15 protein-coding genes and 1 pseudogene are annotated in these 17,542 nt (G+C 39.6%); 9 read left to right on the top strand and 7 right to left on the bottom strand.

What is annotated here, in order from left to right; translation table 11 throughout:
• Positions 1-11 precede the first annotated feature (11 nt).
• Together AAC000_RS04190 and AAC000_RS04185 are read right to left on the bottom strand one after the other, a co-directional pair.
• Positions 12-422, bottom strand: coding sequence for a hypothetical protein (locus tag AAC000_RS04190; protein ID WP_339720386.1), 411 nt, complete (start codon positions 420-422; stop codon positions 12-14).
• Between the two features lie 342 nt (positions 423-764).
• Entirely contained in the window at positions 765-1,307 is a 543-nt protein-coding gene (locus AAC000_RS04185; RefSeq protein ID WP_339720354.1) for a hypothetical protein, read from the bottom strand.
• A gap of 302 nt (positions 1,308-1,609) precedes the next feature.
• Between AAC000_RS04185 and AAC000_RS04180 the strand changes: the two genes are divergently transcribed.
• From AAC000_RS04180 to AAC000_RS04170, 3 genes are read left to right on the top strand one after another with little or no spacing between them, the layout of a single operon-like run.
• Positions 1,610-3,283 carry a SufS family cysteine desulfurase gene (locus tag AAC000_RS04180; protein WP_339720352.1) on the top strand — a complete coding sequence of 558 codons (1,674 nt, stop codon included), beginning with the start codon at positions 1,610-1,612 and terminating at the stop codon, positions 3,281-3,283.
• On the top strand, positions 3,284-3,778 hold the full coding sequence (locus AAC000_RS04175; RefSeq protein ID WP_339720351.1) for a thioredoxin family protein: 495 nt from the start codon (positions 3,284-3,286) through the stop codon (positions 3,776-3,778).
• Between the two features lie 38 nt (positions 3,779-3,816).
• Positions 3,817-4,821: a purine nucleoside permease gene (locus AAC000_RS04170; RefSeq protein WP_339720349.1), complete on the top strand. Its 1,005-nt coding sequence runs from the start codon at positions 3,817-3,819 to the stop codon at positions 4,819-4,821.
• Positions 4,822-4,829: 8 nt separating this feature from the next.
• Here AAC000_RS04170 and AAC000_RS04165 read toward each other — a convergent pair whose 3' ends face one another.
• Complete coding sequence (locus AAC000_RS04165; RefSeq protein WP_339720347.1) at positions 4,830-5,324, bottom strand: hypothetical protein; 495 nt, start codon at positions 5,322-5,324, stop codon at positions 4,830-4,832.
• 256 nt (positions 5,325-5,580) lie between these two features.
• On the opposite strand from AAC000_RS04165, the gene AAC000_RS04160 reads away from it, so the two are divergent.
• Entirely contained in the window at positions 5,581-6,048 is a 468-nt protein-coding gene (locus AAC000_RS04160; protein ID WP_339720345.1) for a VOC family protein, read from the top strand.
• A gap of 16 nt (positions 6,049-6,064) precedes the next feature.
• Here AAC000_RS04160 and AAC000_RS04155 read toward each other — a convergent pair whose 3' ends face one another.
• Both AAC000_RS04155 and AAC000_RS04150 read right to left on the bottom strand, forming a co-directional pair.
• The gene (locus AAC000_RS04155) at positions 6,065-7,333 is read right to left on the bottom strand and encodes a glycosyltransferase (RefSeq protein WP_339720343.1); all 1,269 of its coding nucleotides are present in this window, start codon (positions 7,331-7,333) and stop codon (positions 6,065-6,067) included.
• A gap of 10 nt (positions 7,334-7,343) precedes the next feature.
• Positions 7,344-8,600, bottom strand: coding sequence for a GGDEF domain-containing protein (locus AAC000_RS04150; RefSeq protein ID WP_339720341.1), 1,257 nt, complete (start codon positions 8,598-8,600; stop codon positions 7,344-7,346).
• Positions 8,601-8,738: 138 nt separating this feature from the next.
• Here AAC000_RS04150 and AAC000_RS04145 point away from each other — a divergent pair, with 138 nt between their 5' ends.
• From AAC000_RS04145 to AAC000_RS04135, 3 genes are all read left to right on the top strand, one after another.
• The gene (locus AAC000_RS04145; protein WP_339720339.1) at positions 8,739-9,803 is read left to right on the top strand and encodes a 2-dehydropantoate 2-reductase; all 1,065 of its coding nucleotides are present in this window, start codon (positions 8,739-8,741) and stop codon (positions 9,801-9,803) included.
• Complete coding sequence (locus AAC000_RS04140; protein WP_339720338.1) at positions 9,800-10,312, top strand: hypothetical protein; 513 nt, start codon at positions 9,800-9,802, stop codon at positions 10,310-10,312. The genes AAC000_RS04145 and AAC000_RS04140 overlap by 4 nt, the downstream gene beginning before the upstream one ends.
• A gap of 221 nt (positions 10,313-10,533) precedes the next feature.
• Positions 10,534-10,827, top strand: a complete 294-nt coding sequence (locus AAC000_RS04135) for a HigA family addiction module antitoxin (RefSeq protein WP_339720337.1) — start codon at positions 10,534-10,536, stop codon at positions 10,825-10,827.
• A gap of 33 nt (positions 10,828-10,860) precedes the next feature.
• Here AAC000_RS04135 and AAC000_RS04130 read toward each other — a convergent pair whose 3' ends face one another.
• Both AAC000_RS04130 and cysZ read right to left on the bottom strand, forming a co-directional pair.
• The gene (locus tag AAC000_RS04130; RefSeq protein ID WP_339720335.1) at positions 10,861-11,550 is read right to left on the bottom strand and encodes a hypothetical protein; all 690 of its coding nucleotides are present in this window, start codon (positions 11,548-11,550) and stop codon (positions 10,861-10,863) included.
• Between the two features lie 123 nt (positions 11,551-11,673).
• Positions 11,674-12,411: pseudogene (cysZ, locus tag AAC000_RS04125) on the bottom strand (sulfate transporter CysZ); the annotation flags it as partial.
• Positions 12,412-12,592: 181 nt separating this feature from the next.
• Here cysZ and smc point away from each other — a divergent pair.
• Both smc and zipA read left to right on the top strand, forming a co-directional pair.
• The gene (gene smc, locus AAC000_RS04120) at positions 12,593-16,081 is read left to right on the top strand and encodes a chromosome segregation protein SMC (protein ID WP_339720333.1); all 3,489 of its coding nucleotides are present in this window, start codon (positions 12,593-12,595) and stop codon (positions 16,079-16,081) included.
• A 53-nt stretch (positions 16,082-16,134) separates the two neighbouring features.
• Complete coding sequence (zipA, locus tag AAC000_RS04115) at positions 16,135-17,532, top strand: cell division protein ZipA (protein ID WP_339720332.1); 1,398 nt, start codon at positions 16,135-16,137, stop codon at positions 17,530-17,532.
• Positions 17,533-17,542: the final 10 nt, after the last annotated feature.

Here is a 17,542-nt window from a genome sequence, read left to right as displayed (position 1 = left end):
TGCAAACTTTATTATTTTTTGTCTGCCGCCAACTTTTCTGCTTTGATTGATTTTGCTATGTCACGAAACTCATAGGTTGGATAAATGTCGGTGGTAAAGGCACCCCAGGCAGATTTCTCTATGGCCAAATTCAGTTTTCTAAGGTCCTTAGGGTGGATTTTTACTGTAATGACTTGCCCCAGTCCCATAGCAACATACCATGATTCTATTTCCACGCCTTCTGGAGGAAATGATTGCCAAAACCGGCTTTCGTCCATCTTTCTTTGTAATTCAGTTAAATTTTTATCCTGCTGATGTTTTAGTACAACGGTAATTAAAATTTTATCGGTATCATTTGTCACTTCTTCAGCAGTAACAGTTTGTAATGAAAACAAAGTATAAGTTAATAGTGCTAATGTGAGGTATTTAACGTTAAACATAATGGTATTCCTAAAAAGTAACGGATATAAAGATATTTTAAATAATAGGGATATTGGTCGTTGATAAAATCTAAAAGGAATTACGCCCTTTAACATTCATTTATAAGTCGCTAGCAATCTACCGCTACTTTATAACTGAGTAAAGAAATTAGGATAATTGAAAGATTTTTATGTTGATAACTTTATGGGATTCAATTTTTATTTAATGCCTTGCACGATAAAAATCAAACAATTAGTTAGTGTGTGATACTCAAAGGATATTTAGACTAGCGTAGAGTTAGCCATAGAATTATCTTGGTTTTGATAGGTGAGTTATTACCAGCCTATTAGATCTAAATAAACACTTTAAAAACGTTTGAATTTTTTAAGATCAAATTGTATCCAATCTCCCCGAGTCTTTTGTCTTCCCTCTCTAAGTTTCCAGGAAAACTGTAGTAAACTGCCGTGTTTAAGGGCTCGAATATCAATGGAAGCAATTCTGAATTGCCCTTCGGGGAAGTCGACCTTAGTGTTCCGCTCGTCCGAAGCATCAAGGAAAAGATAGCTGGTTGATTTATTATTTAATTTAGCTTTAAAGGTCTTTTTGATGTCTTTCAAAGACATCCACAATGTGGATCTTCCAATAAAATGATGTTCAGTTGGGCCAAGTAGGTACCAATAATTCACCTCATCACCACCGGCTTGTTTGAGGTAATCAAAAATATCATTCATTTGGACTTGTGTTGTTCCTGGAGAAACATGAGCGCAAATCATTCTATTTGACATCATGCCCACAATGGCGATGCACTGCGCTATGCCGGGAAATTCACAGGTGTTGGTTGCAATACCAACTTGGTATTCTGGCAGACTTTGGTGCGTTGCAATTGGGTGAAATGTTATGTCGCTCATTAAAGTTTTAATCCTATAAACTGACATTTCCCGAATGGGAGTGTTTTTTCAGTATAAACACCTTGTCTAAAATTAGCGAATGAGGGCTTGGTTGGTTTAATCGTTGGCTGGAAAATTTATTACCTTTAGGGGGCAGAGTGATTTAGATGTATTTAAATATCAATAGTTTATCGTCAGTAACTTAATGACGATGTTTTGAGGATTTAGTGTAGCCTATGGTAATACGGTATATTAAATACCTTGCTAATCTGCGGTCGATTGACAACAATAATCCTCAGAAATTTATTTGTTTTATAGTATTCATGTCAGCCAATATTTTACGTCAGCATTTTCCCTTTTTTTTCGGTCCAAACTCGCAGAGCAGTGTGTATTTGGATAGCGCAGCTACCAGTCAGAAATTACAGTCGGTTATCGCTGTTACTCAGCAGTATTATCAAGAGCGAGCGGTGAATGTGCATCGCTCTAGTCATCAACTAGCGGCCAGTGTCACTGAGCAATTTGAGCAGTGTCGCAAGACTATTCAGCACTTTATTGGTGCTAAGAGCCATAAGGAAATTGTATGGACTAAAGGGGCGACTGAAAGCATAAACCTTGTGGCCAGTGGTTTAGCTAAAAATCACTTTAAAGCGGGTGACAGTATTTTGGTATCTGCTTTAGAACATCACGCAAATATTGTGCCTTGGCAACATGTGGCAAAGGATCTTGGGCTGCAACTTAGGGTAATGCCGGTTGATGCAATGGGGGTGCTACAGCTAGAAGAATCGCTGCAAATGATTAATTCAACCACAGCTTTGGTTGCAGTCGCTCATGTGTCTAATGCTCTAGGGAACATTAATCCGATTGCAGAAATTTTAAGCAAAGCCAAACAAATGGGGGCGTTAACCCTAATAGACGGTACCCAAGCCGTGAGTCATTTAAACGTAAATGTACAACAATTAGACTGTGATTTTTATGTGTTTAGTGGCCATAAAATGTTTGGGCCTACTGGTATAGGAGTGTTGTACGGAAAGTATCAATTGTTAGAACAATTACCCCCTTATCAGTTAGGCGGCGAGATGATTGAAAAAGTAAGCTTCGCTGAAACTACTTTTCAAGCGCCACCTTTAAAGTTTGAAGCCGGTACGCCGAATATTGCAGGGGTGTTGGGTATTGGAGTGGCCAGTGAATTTATTCAGAACAATAAAAATACCATGATGCAGATTGAAGAGACCTTATATCAGCATTTATTGAGTGTTTTGTCGGGTATTCCCCAAGTAAAGTTATGGGGTGACAAAGTGAATAGTATTTGCGTGCAATCTTTTACTATACCAGGCGTTAGTCATTATGACTTGGCAGTGTTGTTAGATAAACGCAATATTGCCGTTAGGGTAGGGCATCATTGTGCTATGCCCTTGATGCATGAATTGGGATTAGACGGCACTGTTAGAGTGTCTTTGGCCACATATAATACCAAATCAGAAATTAATACCTTAGGTGCGGCATTAATTGAATGTATTAGTTTATTAACAGAGCCTGTCACTCAAGTAGAGACTAACCACAGCGTAGACAAAGTAGAGCAAACAAAACTGCTACCTATTGCCCAGTCAATTCAACAAGCAAAAACTTGGGATCAAACCTACAGGCAATTGATGTTAGCGGGAAAAGAGTTAGCTAGGTTAGCAGAGCAATATAAAACCGAAGTCACAGCTGTGCATGGCTGTGAAAGCCAGGTTTGGGTCCACTGTCTTTTGGAAAATGATAGACTAGTGCTACAGGGTGATTCCCCTAGCAAAATTGTTCGTGGTTTATTGGCCGTGATATTTGAAGCCTTATCAGGGAAAACAAGTCATCAAGTCTTAGTCTTTAACTTAGCGGAATACTTAGAATCCTTACATTTGGGTAGACATCTAAGCCAGTCCAGAGGAAATGGGTTATCGGCAGTAGTCGACAAAATAATGGCATATTGCCAACATCCATCTGCTACTCAAGAAAGTTAAATGTTATTAAATAAGCAGCACCAGAGGGGTTCAACTTTTAGTAAATCCTTAGTCATTGGCGGGATCATATTATTGTTATCCGTTTTAGGGTATTACGGCAATAAGGCCGTGCAGAGTTTTCTAGGGCAACAAGCAATAGAGCAGACTGGATTGCAACTGCATACCTTGGAACAAGCACTGCAGCTGGCAAAAAGTACTGATAAATTAGTCTTGGCGGATATGTCAGCCATTTGGTGCCCAAGCTGCCGTAAATTAGATCAACAAGTGTTTTCAGATACGCGAGTTAAGGATCGCCTTAATCAACATTTTGTTTATGCGCGAATTGAGTACGACTCTGAAGCAGGTAAAAGCTTTATGCAAGACTACCAAGTCACGGGGTTTCCCACTTTGTTGGTGTTAAATTCACAAGGTGAAAAGTTAGTTAAGTTACCCCTAAGTTTTGAAGCCTTACCTTTTTTGTCGAATTTGGAAAAAGTGGTTAACGCTAATCCTTAAGGATTGTGTTCACCGATATTAATAACAGAGGAATTATTGTGAATATGCATAATTTAGTCGCTTTGATATTACTCAGCGCCTTGGCGTTTTGTCATCCAGTAGCAGCCAGCGATAAGCCAATTGAGGTGAAAGTATTTATTGCCGCCATGTTTGAAATAGGCGCTAATTCAGGTGATAAAGCCGGTGAATTTCAACATTGGTATAAACGTTATTTTAAAGACAGTTCGCCAATTTCTATAAAAGGGGCACATAAGCCTATTTACTGCAACAACCATGGTGTGTGTGGCGGCGTATTAGGTATGGGTAAGGTGGCGTCATCTGCTTCAATGCAAGCCATTTTATTGAACCCAAAATTCGACTTTTCGGACAGCTATTTCGTTTTAAGTGGAGTAGGCGGCACACCACCTTCAAAAGGTACTATAGGTGATGTGAGTTGGGGCAGTTGGTTAATAGATTACGACTTAGGTCATCGCTGGGCACCAGAAGAAGGAGAGGTAGGCGCGCCGACTTTTATGCCACGTAAAGGCTACGAAAATATTCGCCGTTATCAACTTAACCCATTATTGATTAAATGGAGCATGGCGTTAACCGCAGACCTAAAACTCAAAGATTCACCTGAAGCCCAAGCCTACCGTATGCGTTACCCCCAAGCAGAGGCAAGGCGATTGCCTAAAGTGCTTAAGGGTACACATATGACAGGCGACACCTTTTTTCATGGGCCTGGATTGTCGAAAGAAGCCCAATACATCACCGAGTTATATGGCGCTGATGATTACGTAGCCACTGAAATGGAAGCCGCAGCAATTACCCAAGTAATCAGTCGTAGTTTGGGCACACAACGTATTTTAAGCTTACGAGGATCAGTTAATTTTGATCAAGGTAATCCAAAAGAAACTACCTTAGAACATTTAGATCCTGCCCCCGGAGAGACTGCAGGTGGTTTTGCCGAAACAGTTGAAAACATTGTATTAGTGGGCGCTAAAGTGACAGATCATATAGTGAATAACTGGCAAGACTGGAGACTAGGTGCGCCAGCTTTATAATGATCTAGTTATTGAATTTTATGTTTTGCTACAAAAGCCTGACAATCACCAGCGTAAGTGACATCAATTAAGTATTGGATTTTCCACGCACCGTTGATCTGTACTAATTGAAAGCTGTTAGTACCACAATGACTCAATTTATCATTTAGATAAAAGGCAAAGGGGGTCCAAACACTGGCCAATTCATCTTGTTGTTGAGTCGTGACTGCCAATAAATGCTCATCTAAAGTGGCGCTATTTTTGCTGATACTGAGTGCAAATTGTTTCACATCAGTGTTGATCACTTCCCCGGTATGGGTAATGCGTTGCAATAATGCCTGCTTAGTGAATTGAGCTAGCAGTTTGTGTTGATCATGTTCACGCATGGCGTCGAATAATTGGTAGATTGGGACAGTAACAGCATTGTCTACTTGTGTGGGTTGCTGCAACTCATGAGCTTGAGTAAGGTGACTTAAACAGCTTAGCATTACCACAAGTAGTGTTTGAAATAGCATGGTTTTCATAATTGTTTGGTATCCATTGTTTTTTTAAAGTAGCCGTAGTCTTTCGTACTTTTGTGTGAAGTTATTTAGTACTCAATTGCCATTTCTTAATGGCAGTCTCGATAATTTAGGCATAATAAACGCTTCAGTAAAAAGTTAAAGGTAACTCATATTTATAATAATTTGTGAAGGCTGTCTTTTATTTCTTGCAATACTTTTGTTAGGTGCACGGTCTGATAGCGAATTGTAGTCATTATTTAATAGGGACCTGATACAAATGCCGAAACTAATCGCTGCTCTACTTTTTATTTCTGTTTTAAGTTTTAACGCCAACGCCAAAAGTACAATTCTTACCGAGGGCCTTAATCATTTAGGACTAACGGTAAGCAATCTGGATAGCTCAGTCTCTTTTTTTATTGATACCCTAGGTTGGGAAGAAAAAGGCGGGGACCCTGATTACCCTGCAAAATTTGTAAGTGATGGAAAAGTATTCCTAACACTTTGGCAAACTAGCTCGCAAGTCAATACAGTGAAATTTGACCGTAAAAAAAACGTAGGACTACACCACTTAGCGCTGACTGTGGTTAGCTTTGAAGCTTTAGATGAATTATATGAACGCTTTAAAAAGATTGAAGGTGTAGTGATAGAGTTTGCACCTGAGCTTGCATTTGGCGGGCCTGGTAAACATATGATGATACGTGAGCCAAGTGGTAATCGCCTTGAGTTTATTTTTAGTCCCAAATAAAACTTGGTTTTATCATTTATCGACTATTTTTAGCTTCAATCCACTGTGCCATATACTGGGTGCTTTTAAGCTGGTGGTGTTGCAACATTTGCCCAATGAAGTTATCTGCACGATGAGTGCTTAGCTTGTTTTGTATAGCAGTTATTCTCGCTAACAATTTGGCTTGGATTTTATCTTTGGTAAAATTGGCTTTAATCAGTTGATAACCCTGTTGTTGTTTTTGTTGCCACAGAGCTTCTTCTTGATATAGCTGTACTGCATGGTTAGCAATATTTTGGGCACTGTCTTCAAAACTATCAAAGGCATTTAAATCTGTTGTTAATCCTGGCCAATCAAACCCCATAGTCATGCCTTCAATTCCAACGTTTGTCGTGACATTGGGTGTACCACAAAACATTGCTTCAGCTAATTTACCTTTAATACCCGCACCAAACCTCAATGGCGCTAAACATACTCTGGCTTGTTGCATTACCTGTTTGGCGTCTTCGGCCCAACCTTTGACTAGAAAGCATTGTTTGGGATTATGTAACTGCGTCGCTTTGGGTGGCGGATAAGCGCCGTAAACATGTAATTCGGCTTTGGGTAATTGTTTGTGGATTAACGGCCAGATGTGTTGTTTTAAAAACAATACTGCATCCCAATTGGGTTCATGACGAAAATTACCAATGCTGATGAAATGTTGCCTGTCTGTGTAGCCATATGTTGATTCAGGTAGGTTAGTTAGGTCTAACATAAAAGGGCAGTGGAGTAGTATATGTTCAGGCACAGAGTAATGGTTTGTAAGCAATGCCAATTCAAAGTCGGAGATAATCAAACTCAAATCACAGCGAAAAATAGCCGCTATTTCACGTTTCGCTATATCGCTATTGAGGTCTGCATTAGTGACGGCTCTATTTTGTTTTAGCGCCTGATGCCTAGCATGGCGTAGTGAATGTAAATCTTCAGTATCTAAAATACGTATCGCGTCAGGACAATATTTCGCTATTCGCCAGCCAAATTGTTCTTCAAGCATAAAACGGTCGAACAACACTAAAGTGGGATTCAGTTCTTTGATGAAGCCATCAAAACTACTGCAGTTAAGCGCTACACTTTGTTCCGCGATACCCAGTTCGGTTAAGTCTACTTTATGATCTCCTTGTTGAGCAGGGCTTGCAAAAGTAACCTGATATCCCTGATTCACAAACAGAGTCAATAAGCTCAACATATGGCTACCCGCAGCCGAAGAATTAGGTTCAGGCCAAACGTATCCGAGTACTAGCAGTTTTGTATGAGGATTGGAATTCATATGCTTAAGCTCATTGTTTGGCGATCCTTACACAATTTCGACCGCCTTTTTTAGCTGCATACAAGGCAATATCAGCCTGTTTCATTATGCTGGCAAAGTCTGCATGTTCTTTTGTCCGCTGAGCTACACCAAAGCTAGTCGTCACTTTGACTATTTGTTCTTTGGCGGGCTTTTTAGCGGCTGGTTTTTTAGCTGCCAAAGCTTTCTTAGGTTTAGGTGGGCGAGGTTTAGCCCGTAAAGCAATATCGTAATTAGCTATGGTTTGGCGCACCATTTCTACAAAAGGTGTGACTTCAGCTGCTGTTTTTCGGGGAAAAACGATAATGAATTCTTCGCCGCCAAAACGAAAGGTTTTTCCGCCACCAGATACTTTATCCAATTTGCTGGCCACAAGTTTTAATACTTCATCACCCACATCATGGCCATAGGTGTCGTTAAACTTTTTAAAATGGTCGATATCAGACATCACAACCGTATATTTACGACCTAGGGTTTGTACAAATTGCATTAATGCGCGCCTAGACGGGATCCCTGTTAGTTCATCTTTAAAGGCCATGGTAAAGCTGTCTTTGAGTATCGAATAGCAGAACAAACCCGCTAAGCTGACGATACTAATCAACCCAAAGTCAGTATCGCCAACAATATGCATCAAGGCACTTAACACTAACGCAAAAAATAAAGCGTTATGGGTGTTATCAGTTTTGATCACTAATCTTAACAAGCCTAGTAACAGGCTAACAATAAGTAAGGCACTGTTAAAAGGAGTCACTAAAGTGCGTAAATCGGGAGACAGTTGATATAACATACCGTCTAAAGAAGTTAACCATGCTTGGCTAAACTGTTGCAGCGTTGGAATAGCTAACCAACTTACTGCAAATAAGCTTAAAAACACCACTAAGCTAAAACTAAAGTTTATAGCCGAAAATCCTTTGTCTTTGCTATACATCAAAAATACAAAACCAAACAAGATGCCGCTGTATTTCGCATCGAGTAATTCAGGAGGAAATGTGAGAACTTTATTCGCTGCAATAATTAACAATAATAAACATGCATAAACCAGTCGACTTCGACCAAACTGTAAGGCAATAATCGCGGCAATAGCTAAACTGGCATAACTCAACCACCAAAGATTGATTAACCAGCTTTGTAGCAACTCAGTGTTATAAAAATAAAAACCATACAAGACACTAAAAAAAAGCAATGTGGGAAAGAACAACCAACAAAAATCTGTCAATCGAGACAACAGGGGTGACAATTTAGCAGTCAAAGATAATGCTCACTTCGATTAAAAATGGATAAACAAACGCGGCTATTGTAAGTGAATTTACCCATTGGCAAAAGGTCAACAGGCCCTTTGCTTTGTGATAAGGTGTTTTAATCTCTATTTTGAATATGCAGTTCTTCAATGACAGATTTTTTCTCCTGGGAGCAACATACAATTTTTGGTGCGGGCCTGATTGGTAGTTATTTAGGTGGTGCTCTGAGTGCTCAGGGATTTCAAACCACATTAATTTGTCGAGCAAAGGCAAAATCAAAACTTACATCAGGTTTAAAACTCACTGATTACCAAGGCCATGAGGCCATCATAGCTAAAATAGATGTGCTCGATGATATACAGCTATCGACGCCAAATTTTACAATTAAAAAAGCTAGGTTTTTATGGCTAACCGTTAAATGTACTGGCATTAAACAAGCGGTTATCGATATAGCGCCATTAGTTGACGAGAATACCATTATTCTCTGTTGTCAAAATGGTTTGGGCTCAGACGCGGCTGTGAAACAAGCCTATCCTGAAAACCTGGTTTTAAGAGTCATGGTGCCTTTTAATGTAGTTGAACTATCCCCTGGTCATTATCACCGTGGTTCAGAAGGTAAGCTGACAATTGAACAGACACCACAGTCTAAAGTTGGCATCAGTACAGTCGTTATGGCAATACATTCAGAACTGCTACCCGTCACTACCACAGCAGAAATGGACGCGCTATTGTGGGCAAAGTTACAATTAAATTTGGGTAACAGTGTTAATGCATTAGCCGATATTCCGGTCAAAGCTATGTTAGAGCAGCGTAGTTATCGCAAGGTCATTGCTTTACTCATGGGGGAGTTATTGCAAGTAGCGGATGCGTTAGCGATAACACTTCCCAAAGTGACGGCCATCTCTGCTCACAAAATCCCTATGGTATTGCGGCTACCCAATTTTATTTTTAGCCGCGTGGCCAACAAAATGTTAGCCATAGATCCTAATGTACGTTCCTCTATGTGGTGGGATGTGTCGCAGGGTAAATCAACTGAAATTGAGCATATAAACGGCGCCATCTTAAAACATGCTAAAGCGTTACACATTCACTGTCCCGCAAATGAAAAAATAAGCAGTTTGATTAGGGCGTTAACCAACGATAAAGCACTAGATACAGATCACAAACCGCCTATTGCCGCAGAAACGCTTTTGAGATTGGTAACCCACAAGTGAAATATCTAGTTTGCATTTTCTTGCTGATTACCGGACTCAGTAGCTGTGCTTTAAATGAACAAAATGGTCTCTTCACACAAAGTACTGTGCAAACTGTTGATATGGGAAACCTTGATGGTTTAAGGATAATAGAACTTGCCGCACTCAGTTACCCAGAATCATCATCACAAACAAAAAACAACTTAATGTTTTCTGATAAGGATAAAGAAAATTTTGAAGACTCTTTAATTCACTCTTTAAATAGGTCAGGTGTTCGTGTGATGCCTTCAGCTCAAACAAAATTGCATATCGATTTTACCGAAATTGCGATGCCCGAAATGGAGTCTGGCAAAATAATCTCAATGAACGCCCAAATAGCGGTGAGTAGAAACGGTATTATCAAAAGAAAAACCATTAAAATTAGCCGGGAATCTAAGTTAACTATTGGCGCAACAAAAGACATTGCTTTGAAAAACTTCATTCTGAAACTGGGAGATTTGTTACGGGAACAAGCGTCGTATAAACAATAGAACATTGCATCAATATGTTCTAAAGTCTATTAAAACCGCTAATTTTAATGGTTGCAGTGAGTACACGTTTTCTCATAATTGGGGCACTTTTATTAGATTTTGTATGTGGTAATCTGACTTTAGAGTTTTTAATCGATGCGTTATGCGCATCGCGCTATCGTTAAGCTGTTGTTTATTGTTTTAACCTTTACAATGTAAAAATACTATGAGTAATACTATCAATGAACCTCTACAACCCTCCCCATCCTGGTGAGTTTATCAAAACTAACTATCTTGAACCTTTTGGTTACAGTTGCCGTTTTTTAGCGTCCCAACTTGATGTGGCATCATCCACCTTGAATCGTATTTTAAAAGGACAGAGTGGTATCACCCCTGAAATGGCTTTAAGATTGTCTAAGGCCTTAGGTAGGCCTCCAGAAACTTGGTTGGCAATGCAAGGGAGTTATGATCTTTGGCAGGTAAAAAAGAATCTTAATTTACGTAATGTCCATGCTGTATCTTTTAAGACAAGTTAGTTAACTTAAAAATTTTTTGAATAACTAAGGGAATTACTGCATCAAGGTTTTAATTTTGCTGGCTCGTTTGTGTAAAACCTGAGGTAATTTAGTATGTATTTTTTGCTGTAGCTGCTCAAGTAAAGCAAGGTGTTTTTTATGTATGACATGGTTAACTGGGATGCTCTTAATTTTAAACATTTGAAAGTCACTATTGAATTGACTCTCCATTAAGTTATCTAACACGAGCAGTGCATAGTTGTGTCGGTGCGCTTTAAGCATTTCGGGAATATTGGTGCCTAGTTGAAAATTGGCTTGGCGGGCTTTAAATTCTGTAGGGTCAAGTAAACTAATAGTGTTGTCTGCCGCTATAATTGTCGTGTGGTTGTTCGTCAAAACCTCTTTATTGCAAGGTACTTCCTTAACACAGAATAGGGTCAAAGCAGCATTATATAATGGAGGTTGTACAATAATTAAATTGGGATAGTTTTTAGCAGTGTTCGCTATCCTAATAACATCCGCATCTACTTTTCCTTTATCTAATAATATTAGTCCTCTTATTGAAGGGGTTGGAATAATGGTTAATTCAAAACCCAGCTCAATATAAATTTCTTCAAAAAGTGCGGTGTAGTCTTCAATATAGGGGTACTCAATATGTGTCATCGTAAAAGGGGCTGAAGACTGAGCCCACCCCCTTAAAGAACACAACGTAAATAAACAAAATATCCCTATCCCAATTTTCATGTGATTACCCTTGATCATTTATTAGACTGAGTAACCACTTATCTAAGGGCTACTTTTTTCAGTTTTACTGCGTAAGTTGTGATTTAGTTCACTTACCTTCTTAACTAGCTTTTAGTAACGCTATTAAATGCGTTTTTTTAACTTATCGACCCACAGTGCCGTTGCACCGCACACAGCCACTGGCATCACTAAAAAATTCAATATTGGAATAAGTGAAAACACACTGACCGTAATCCCAAAACTAAAACTTTCTGAACGGTTGGCGTGTAATATTCGTTTCATGTCAGCAAATGGGATTTTGTGGTTATCACAGGGGTAATCACAGTATTGAATCGCCATCATCCAAGCAGAAAACATAAACCACATCACTTGGCCGATGACAGGCAAAATAAAAAATAACAATAAAAATCCTATTGCTCGAGGCAAATAATAGGAAAGTTTTGATAGTTCACGTCCTAAGGTTCGTGGGATATCTTTAAACACATCTATTAAACCTGTGTCGTCCATGGGTTGCCCCGTAAGATGTTGTTCGACCTTTTCAGCTAAGAGTCCATTAAAAGGGGCTGCGATCCAATTAGCTAAGGTGCCAAATATGAGAGCAAATATTAACAAAATAGTGATTACAGCAATGGGCCAAATAATATAACTCAAGCCGTTTTTTAACCAACTTAGCCATTCCCAATCGGGTATTAAATCAGTTAACCAAACAATGCTTGCGCTAATTTCACCGAATAAAAAATAAAATGCTGCGGAAAATAAAATGAGGTTAACCGCTAAAGGAAAAAATACAAAACGCTTTAGTCCTTTGGTTTTGATTAAGTTAAAGCCTTGGAAAAAATAGTCCATGTCACACCTGTTTGAATTGCTGTTTTGAAAATTTTAACTAACTGAAAAACCGTAATTTTTATGAAAAAATTAATGCTTATTATACGTATGTCGTTCTAAGGAGCAAAACGTCAATTGTTACACTTGATGACTTTTGATACATTCACTGTCTGAACTAAAAAAATAATAACAATTTTCGGAACAATTCCACCTTTATATGCGCTTAAAAAAAATTAAGTTGGCTGGGTTTAAGTCTTTCGTAGACCCAACTACAATCCCTTTTCCAGATGATATGACCGCGGTTGTCGGGCCAAATGGCTGCGGCAAATCCAACGTGATTGATGCTGTGCGCTGGGTGCTAGGTGAAAGTTCTGCCAAAAATCTCCGTGGCGATTCCATGACAGACGTCATTTTTAATGGTTCAACCGCCCGAAAGCCCGTTTCCCAGTGTAGTGTTGAATTGGTGTTTGATAATTCATCAGGGCGTATTCAAGGTGAATATGCAGGTTACAATGAGTTATCGGTTAAACGCATAGTCACCAAAGATGCGCAATCGAGTTATTTACTGAATAACGCAAAATGCCGACGCCGTGATGTGACTGACTTATTTCTAGGTACCGGACTAGGCCCACGCAGCTACGCCATTATAGAACAGGGCATGATTTCTCGTTTGATTGAATCTAAACCTCAGGAATTGCGTGTATTTATTGAAGAAGCAGCGGGTGTCTCAAAATATAAAGAACGTCGCCGGGAAACCGAAACCCGGATTCGCCATACCAAAGAAAACCTAGAACGCCTAGAAGATGTGCGTGGTGAACTAGGCCAACAATTAGAAAAATTGCAACGCCAAGCTTCTGCGGCTAAGCGTTATAAAGAGCTTAAACAAAGTGAGCGCCGTTACAAAGCGGAATTAGCCGCTATTCGTTGGCGACAACATAGTAAGAAGATAGACATTCTAGAATCCGACATAGCCAAAAAAGACGCGGATATAGAGGCTTATGTAGCGAGCCAGAGAAATGAAGAAAAAGACATCACCGAATTTAAGCAACAGCAGCAAGATTTCAAACAACAATTAAGTGATATTCAGCAACAAGTGTTTCGCGTCAGTACCGATATTACTCGCATTGAACAGAATCAAATTCATACCAAACAAAGACGTCAGCAAATAGAGCAAGAAACTTACTCCTTGCAAGCATCTATTACCGATAATGAAATTCATCACCAGCAAAATCTTCAAAAAATTGAGGAACTGGAGGAACAACTTGCTATAGCTGAGCCTGAGAAACTGTTGTCTGAAGAACTGCTAGAGCAAGCACAAATTAGCTTGCTGGAAGCCGAAGAGCAGTTTAGCCAGCAACAACACCAATGGCGAAATCAAGAATTAGAATTTAATCAACGCAAGCAACAAGCACAAAGTTGTCATGGACAAATTCAGTCTTTAATGTCGATGCAAATGCGCACTCAACAGCGCATAGGCGAACTTAAAGATGAACTAAACGAAGTCTCAGATGATGAGTTAGCAATACAATTAGAAGAGAGTGAACAAGAAATATTAATACTTGAAGAACAGATTGAACAAAGTGCTGAAGCAACACAGCAATCTTTGTCTATTGAACAAAGTGTGCAACTCAGTTTAAAACAAGTTGCACAAAATCAAATGAAGTTAAGAGGCGAGATACAAAGTTTCGAAGCCCAATTGGCGGCGTTAAATGCCTTACAACAAAGCAATGATCTCGATAAAAAATCACAAGAATTCTTAGAAAATCATCAGCTTAGCAACCAGTCTTGGTGGCAAACCTTAGATATTCAAAATGGCTGGGAAGAAGCATTCGAAACGATTACTCAACAATGGCAAAGTGCCATAGTGCTTCCACACAGTGCACAAAAAAGCCAATTAATTGAATTGTCTGGTTCAACTTGGTTGTTTCAAGATGACTATATCGATATTGATTCAACCAAGATCAATGATAAAAGTATTGCGACTAAACTTAACAACAAGGCTCTTCCGAGCTGGTTAACCCACATTATGTGCGCAACTGATCTAGCGCAAGGGCTAGTAATGTTAGCTAACTTGAAGAGTTATCAAAGTGTAGTGACGCAAGATGGTTATTGGATGGGGCAGGGCTGGATAATTGTAGGCAGTGCCGATCAGCAAAGTGGTTTGTTAAAACGAGCTAATCAAATTAAACAACTTGAAGAACAACTGGAGCTTGTACAAAGTTCCCTTTTAGAAGCCGATGTGGCGGTGAGTAACGAAGAAGATGAGCTGGTTATTGCTAAACGAAATGCTGAAACCACCAAGCAACAATTTGAGCATTTAAAGCTCAATTTGCAACAAACCAAAAACAAAGCACAGTTGTTGCAACAGCAACAACAGCAAAATATGGGACGAAACACTCGGCTTTCTCAAGAATTAGTGCGCCAGCAAGAAACTTCAGAACAAGAGCAGCAGCAACTAGAGGTGTTATCTTCGCAAGCTGAAGAACTAGAACAAGCAGTTGAAAGCTTACAAGAGCAGCAACTCGATTTTGAGTTAAATCGAGAGCAGCAACAGCAAAAAGTCGCCGATAATCGTACGCAATTGGAAACCACTAAAAATAGGTTACATCAATTGGCTTTGCATTTACAAAGTGTACAAAGTCAATATCAAGGATTAACGGAAAATCAGCAGCGTGAAGTACATCTATTAAATAACATGCAGCAAAAGTTGGGTTTATTAAACACAGAGTTTGCAGAGTTGGCTATGCCATTAGAAGACCAACAAGAGTCGTTGCAACAGCTATTAGAGCAAAAAGCCATCTTAGATATTCAGCAACAAGAGTTGAATGATAAGCTATCTATCATTGAAGAAAAGCTGGCAGTGGCTGAAAAAGGTCAACAGGGGGTGACTGATAAAATTCAGATGATGCTCAGCGAATTACAAAGTATTAAACTTGAATGTGAAGGGTATCGTGTTCGCGCTAAGGGTGTATTAGACCAATTACAAGAGATGCAACAAAATCTCAAATCAGTGTTGGATACCTTACCCGAAGATGCAACTGAAAATGCATGGCAAACTCAATTGGATAAAACCATTGCGTCAGTGGGCAGACTAGGTGCAGTTAACCTTGCAGCGGTTGAAGAATTTGATATCCAGGCTGAGCGTAAAAAACATCTTGATGATCAAAATGATGATTTAGTGTCAGCATTGGAGATTTTAGAACAAGCGATCCGCAAGATTGATAAAGAAACCCGCTCTCGTTTTAAAGAAACCTTTGATCAAGTGAACGAAGACTTAAAAATGTTATTTCCTAAGGTCTTTGGCGGTGGAATGGCGTATCTTGAACTAACGGGTGATGATTTACTCGAAACAGGTGTGACTATTATGGCCAGACCACCGGGTAAGAAGAACAGTACTATTCATTTACTTTCTGGTGGTGAAAAAGCGCTGACCGCTTTATCATTGGTATTTGCTATTTTTAGATTAAATCCAGCGCCTTTTTGTTTATTAGACGAAGTTGATGCACCCTTAGATGATGCTAATGTGGTTCGCTTTTGCAAGTTAGTGTCTGAGATGTCAAAAACAGTGCAGTTTATTTTTATTACGCACAATAAGATAGCCATGGAAATGGCGACACATTTAACCGGTGTGACTATGGCGGAGCCAGGAGTGTCACGTATGGTTGCTGTTGATGTTGATGAAGCTATGGCCATAGTGCAGGCCTAAGCATAAAAACAGTATCCCTTTTAATGAATAATAATGAAGTACGAGTAAGTTAAATGGAAGCAAATGTTTTACGTTGGTCGTTAATAATACTTGGTAGTTTGGCAATTACAGGTATTGCCATTCATGGTATTTGGCTATCTCGCAAAAATGGTGAACAAAAAACAAACGCCAAAAAACGTCAAAATGACCAAGAGTATCAACCTTCTGGGTGGCAGTCTGATACTGATGGGTATGACGACATTAGCAATGACACAAACGCTTTAAATGACGACTTGGTTGAAGATTCAACTATCAAATTCGATATAGAAGATGATGACCCAACTAATGAAGTGGATTCTGAGTTAGCTACTAATGAATTTGATGATTTAGGACTAGGCGCGGTGCGTGTTGTGTCTAGGGAGCCAAAAGTGGACACGGAGGACGACGAGCCCGTTGTTGCTGCGCAGTCAACACCAGTAGCAGAACCGGAATCAGACCCAGAACCTACGGCCCCAACCAGCAAAATATATGCGTCGGTGGTGACACAGCCTAAGCCTGAGTATGCCGCAAAATATACCTCTTTAGCGGCGGAAACCGTGGCGATTACCCAACAAGAACGGGCAACATCACATAAAGCAAAAGTGCTTACCCCGCAGTTTACAGCACCGTCTAATAACGGCTTACATTCCAATGATAATTATCAAGCGCCAGAACCCCCACCTTTTCTATTAAAAAAGGAAACAACCGAGGCGGATAATGCTGGTGATAAAGACATTTCAAAGGAACAGTCAATTACGAGCAATTCTCCTGAGGCAACCAATGTAAAAGAGGCCGAAGAACACACTCAAGCTGCTTTGGCTGAAAAATTGAGTTTATCTGAACAAGCTCGTAATTTGGTTAAGCGTAAAAAGGCAGATACAGTTAAAAAGCGCCGTGAGCCAAGAATTGCTGAAGACCAACTGCGCATTGATTTTGATGATGAGCCTGTTGCAGAACCTGAACCAAAAGAGGACGTAAAAGCCAAACCAGTAGAACCTGCACAACCTCAAGAGGTATTAGTGCTGAATGTTAAGTCGGCAGATGATAATCCTATTGCTGGCTCTGCATTGTTACCTATGTTGCTTACGTTAGGGTTTAAGTTTGGTGATCAAGATATCTTTCATCGCCATGTCAATTCTAACGGAAAAGGGCCGGTACTATTTAGCCTAGCCAACATGTTTAAACCAGGCAATTTTGATATTGACAGCCTTGAGAACTTTACTACACAGGGAATATCCTTGTTTATGATCTTGCCGATAGAAGGTGACCCCCATCAAGTCTTTAATATGATGCATAATGCCGCCCGTAAAATTGCTGATGAATTCTCAGCGCAAATATACGATGCTAAACGCACACTATTAACAAAACAAAGTTTGCAGCAATATGTCGAAAAAATTCGTGAATTTGAACGTCAGCGTTTATTAAAAGGCTGAGTGACAACAC

Source organism: uncultured Paraglaciecola sp., from assembly GCF_963977085.1.
Taxonomy (GTDB): Bacteria; Pseudomonadota; Gammaproteobacteria; order Enterobacterales; family Alteromonadaceae; genus Paraglaciecola.
The sequence above is the reverse complement of the archived record's forward strand: the minus strand, read 5'-3'. Positions and strand labels throughout refer to the sequence as shown.

Coding starts and splice junctions, on each gene's coding strand:
- AAC000_RS04185 (WP_339720354.1), bottom strand. CDS start 1,307: ATGAGCGACATAACATTTCACCCAATTGCAACGCACCAAAGTCTGCCA.
- AAC000_RS04180 (WP_339720352.1), top strand. CDS start 1,610: ATGTCAGCCAATATTTTACGTCAGCATTTTCCCTTTTTTTTCGGTCCA.
- AAC000_RS04175 (WP_339720351.1), top strand. CDS start 3,284: ATGTTATTAAATAAGCAGCACCAGAGGGGTTCAACTTTTAGTAAATCC.
- AAC000_RS04165 (WP_339720347.1), bottom strand. CDS start 5,324: ATGAAAACCATGCTATTTCAAACACTACTTGTGGTAATGCTAAGCTGT.
- AAC000_RS04160 (WP_339720345.1), top strand. CDS start 5,581: ATGCCGAAACTAATCGCTGCTCTACTTTTTATTTCTGTTTTAAGTTTT.
- AAC000_RS04155 (WP_339720343.1), bottom strand. CDS start 7,333: ATGAATTCCAATCCTCATACAAAACTGCTAGTACTCGGATACGTTTGG.
- AAC000_RS04145 (WP_339720339.1), top strand. CDS start 8,739: ATGACAGATTTTTTCTCCTGGGAGCAACATACAATTTTTGGTGCGGGC.
- AAC000_RS04135 (WP_339720337.1), top strand. CDS start 10,534: ATGAACCTCTACAACCCTCCCCATCCTGGTGAGTTTATCAAAACTAAC.
- AAC000_RS04130 (WP_339720335.1), bottom strand. CDS start 11,550: ATGAAAATTGGGATAGGGATATTTTGTTTATTTACGTTGTGTTCTTTA.
- smc (WP_339720333.1), top strand. CDS start 12,593: ATGCGCTTAAAAAAAATTAAGTTGGCTGGGTTTAAGTCTTTCGTAGAC.
- zipA (WP_339720332.1), top strand. CDS start 16,135: ATGGAAGCAAATGTTTTACGTTGGTCGTTAATAATACTTGGTAGTTTG.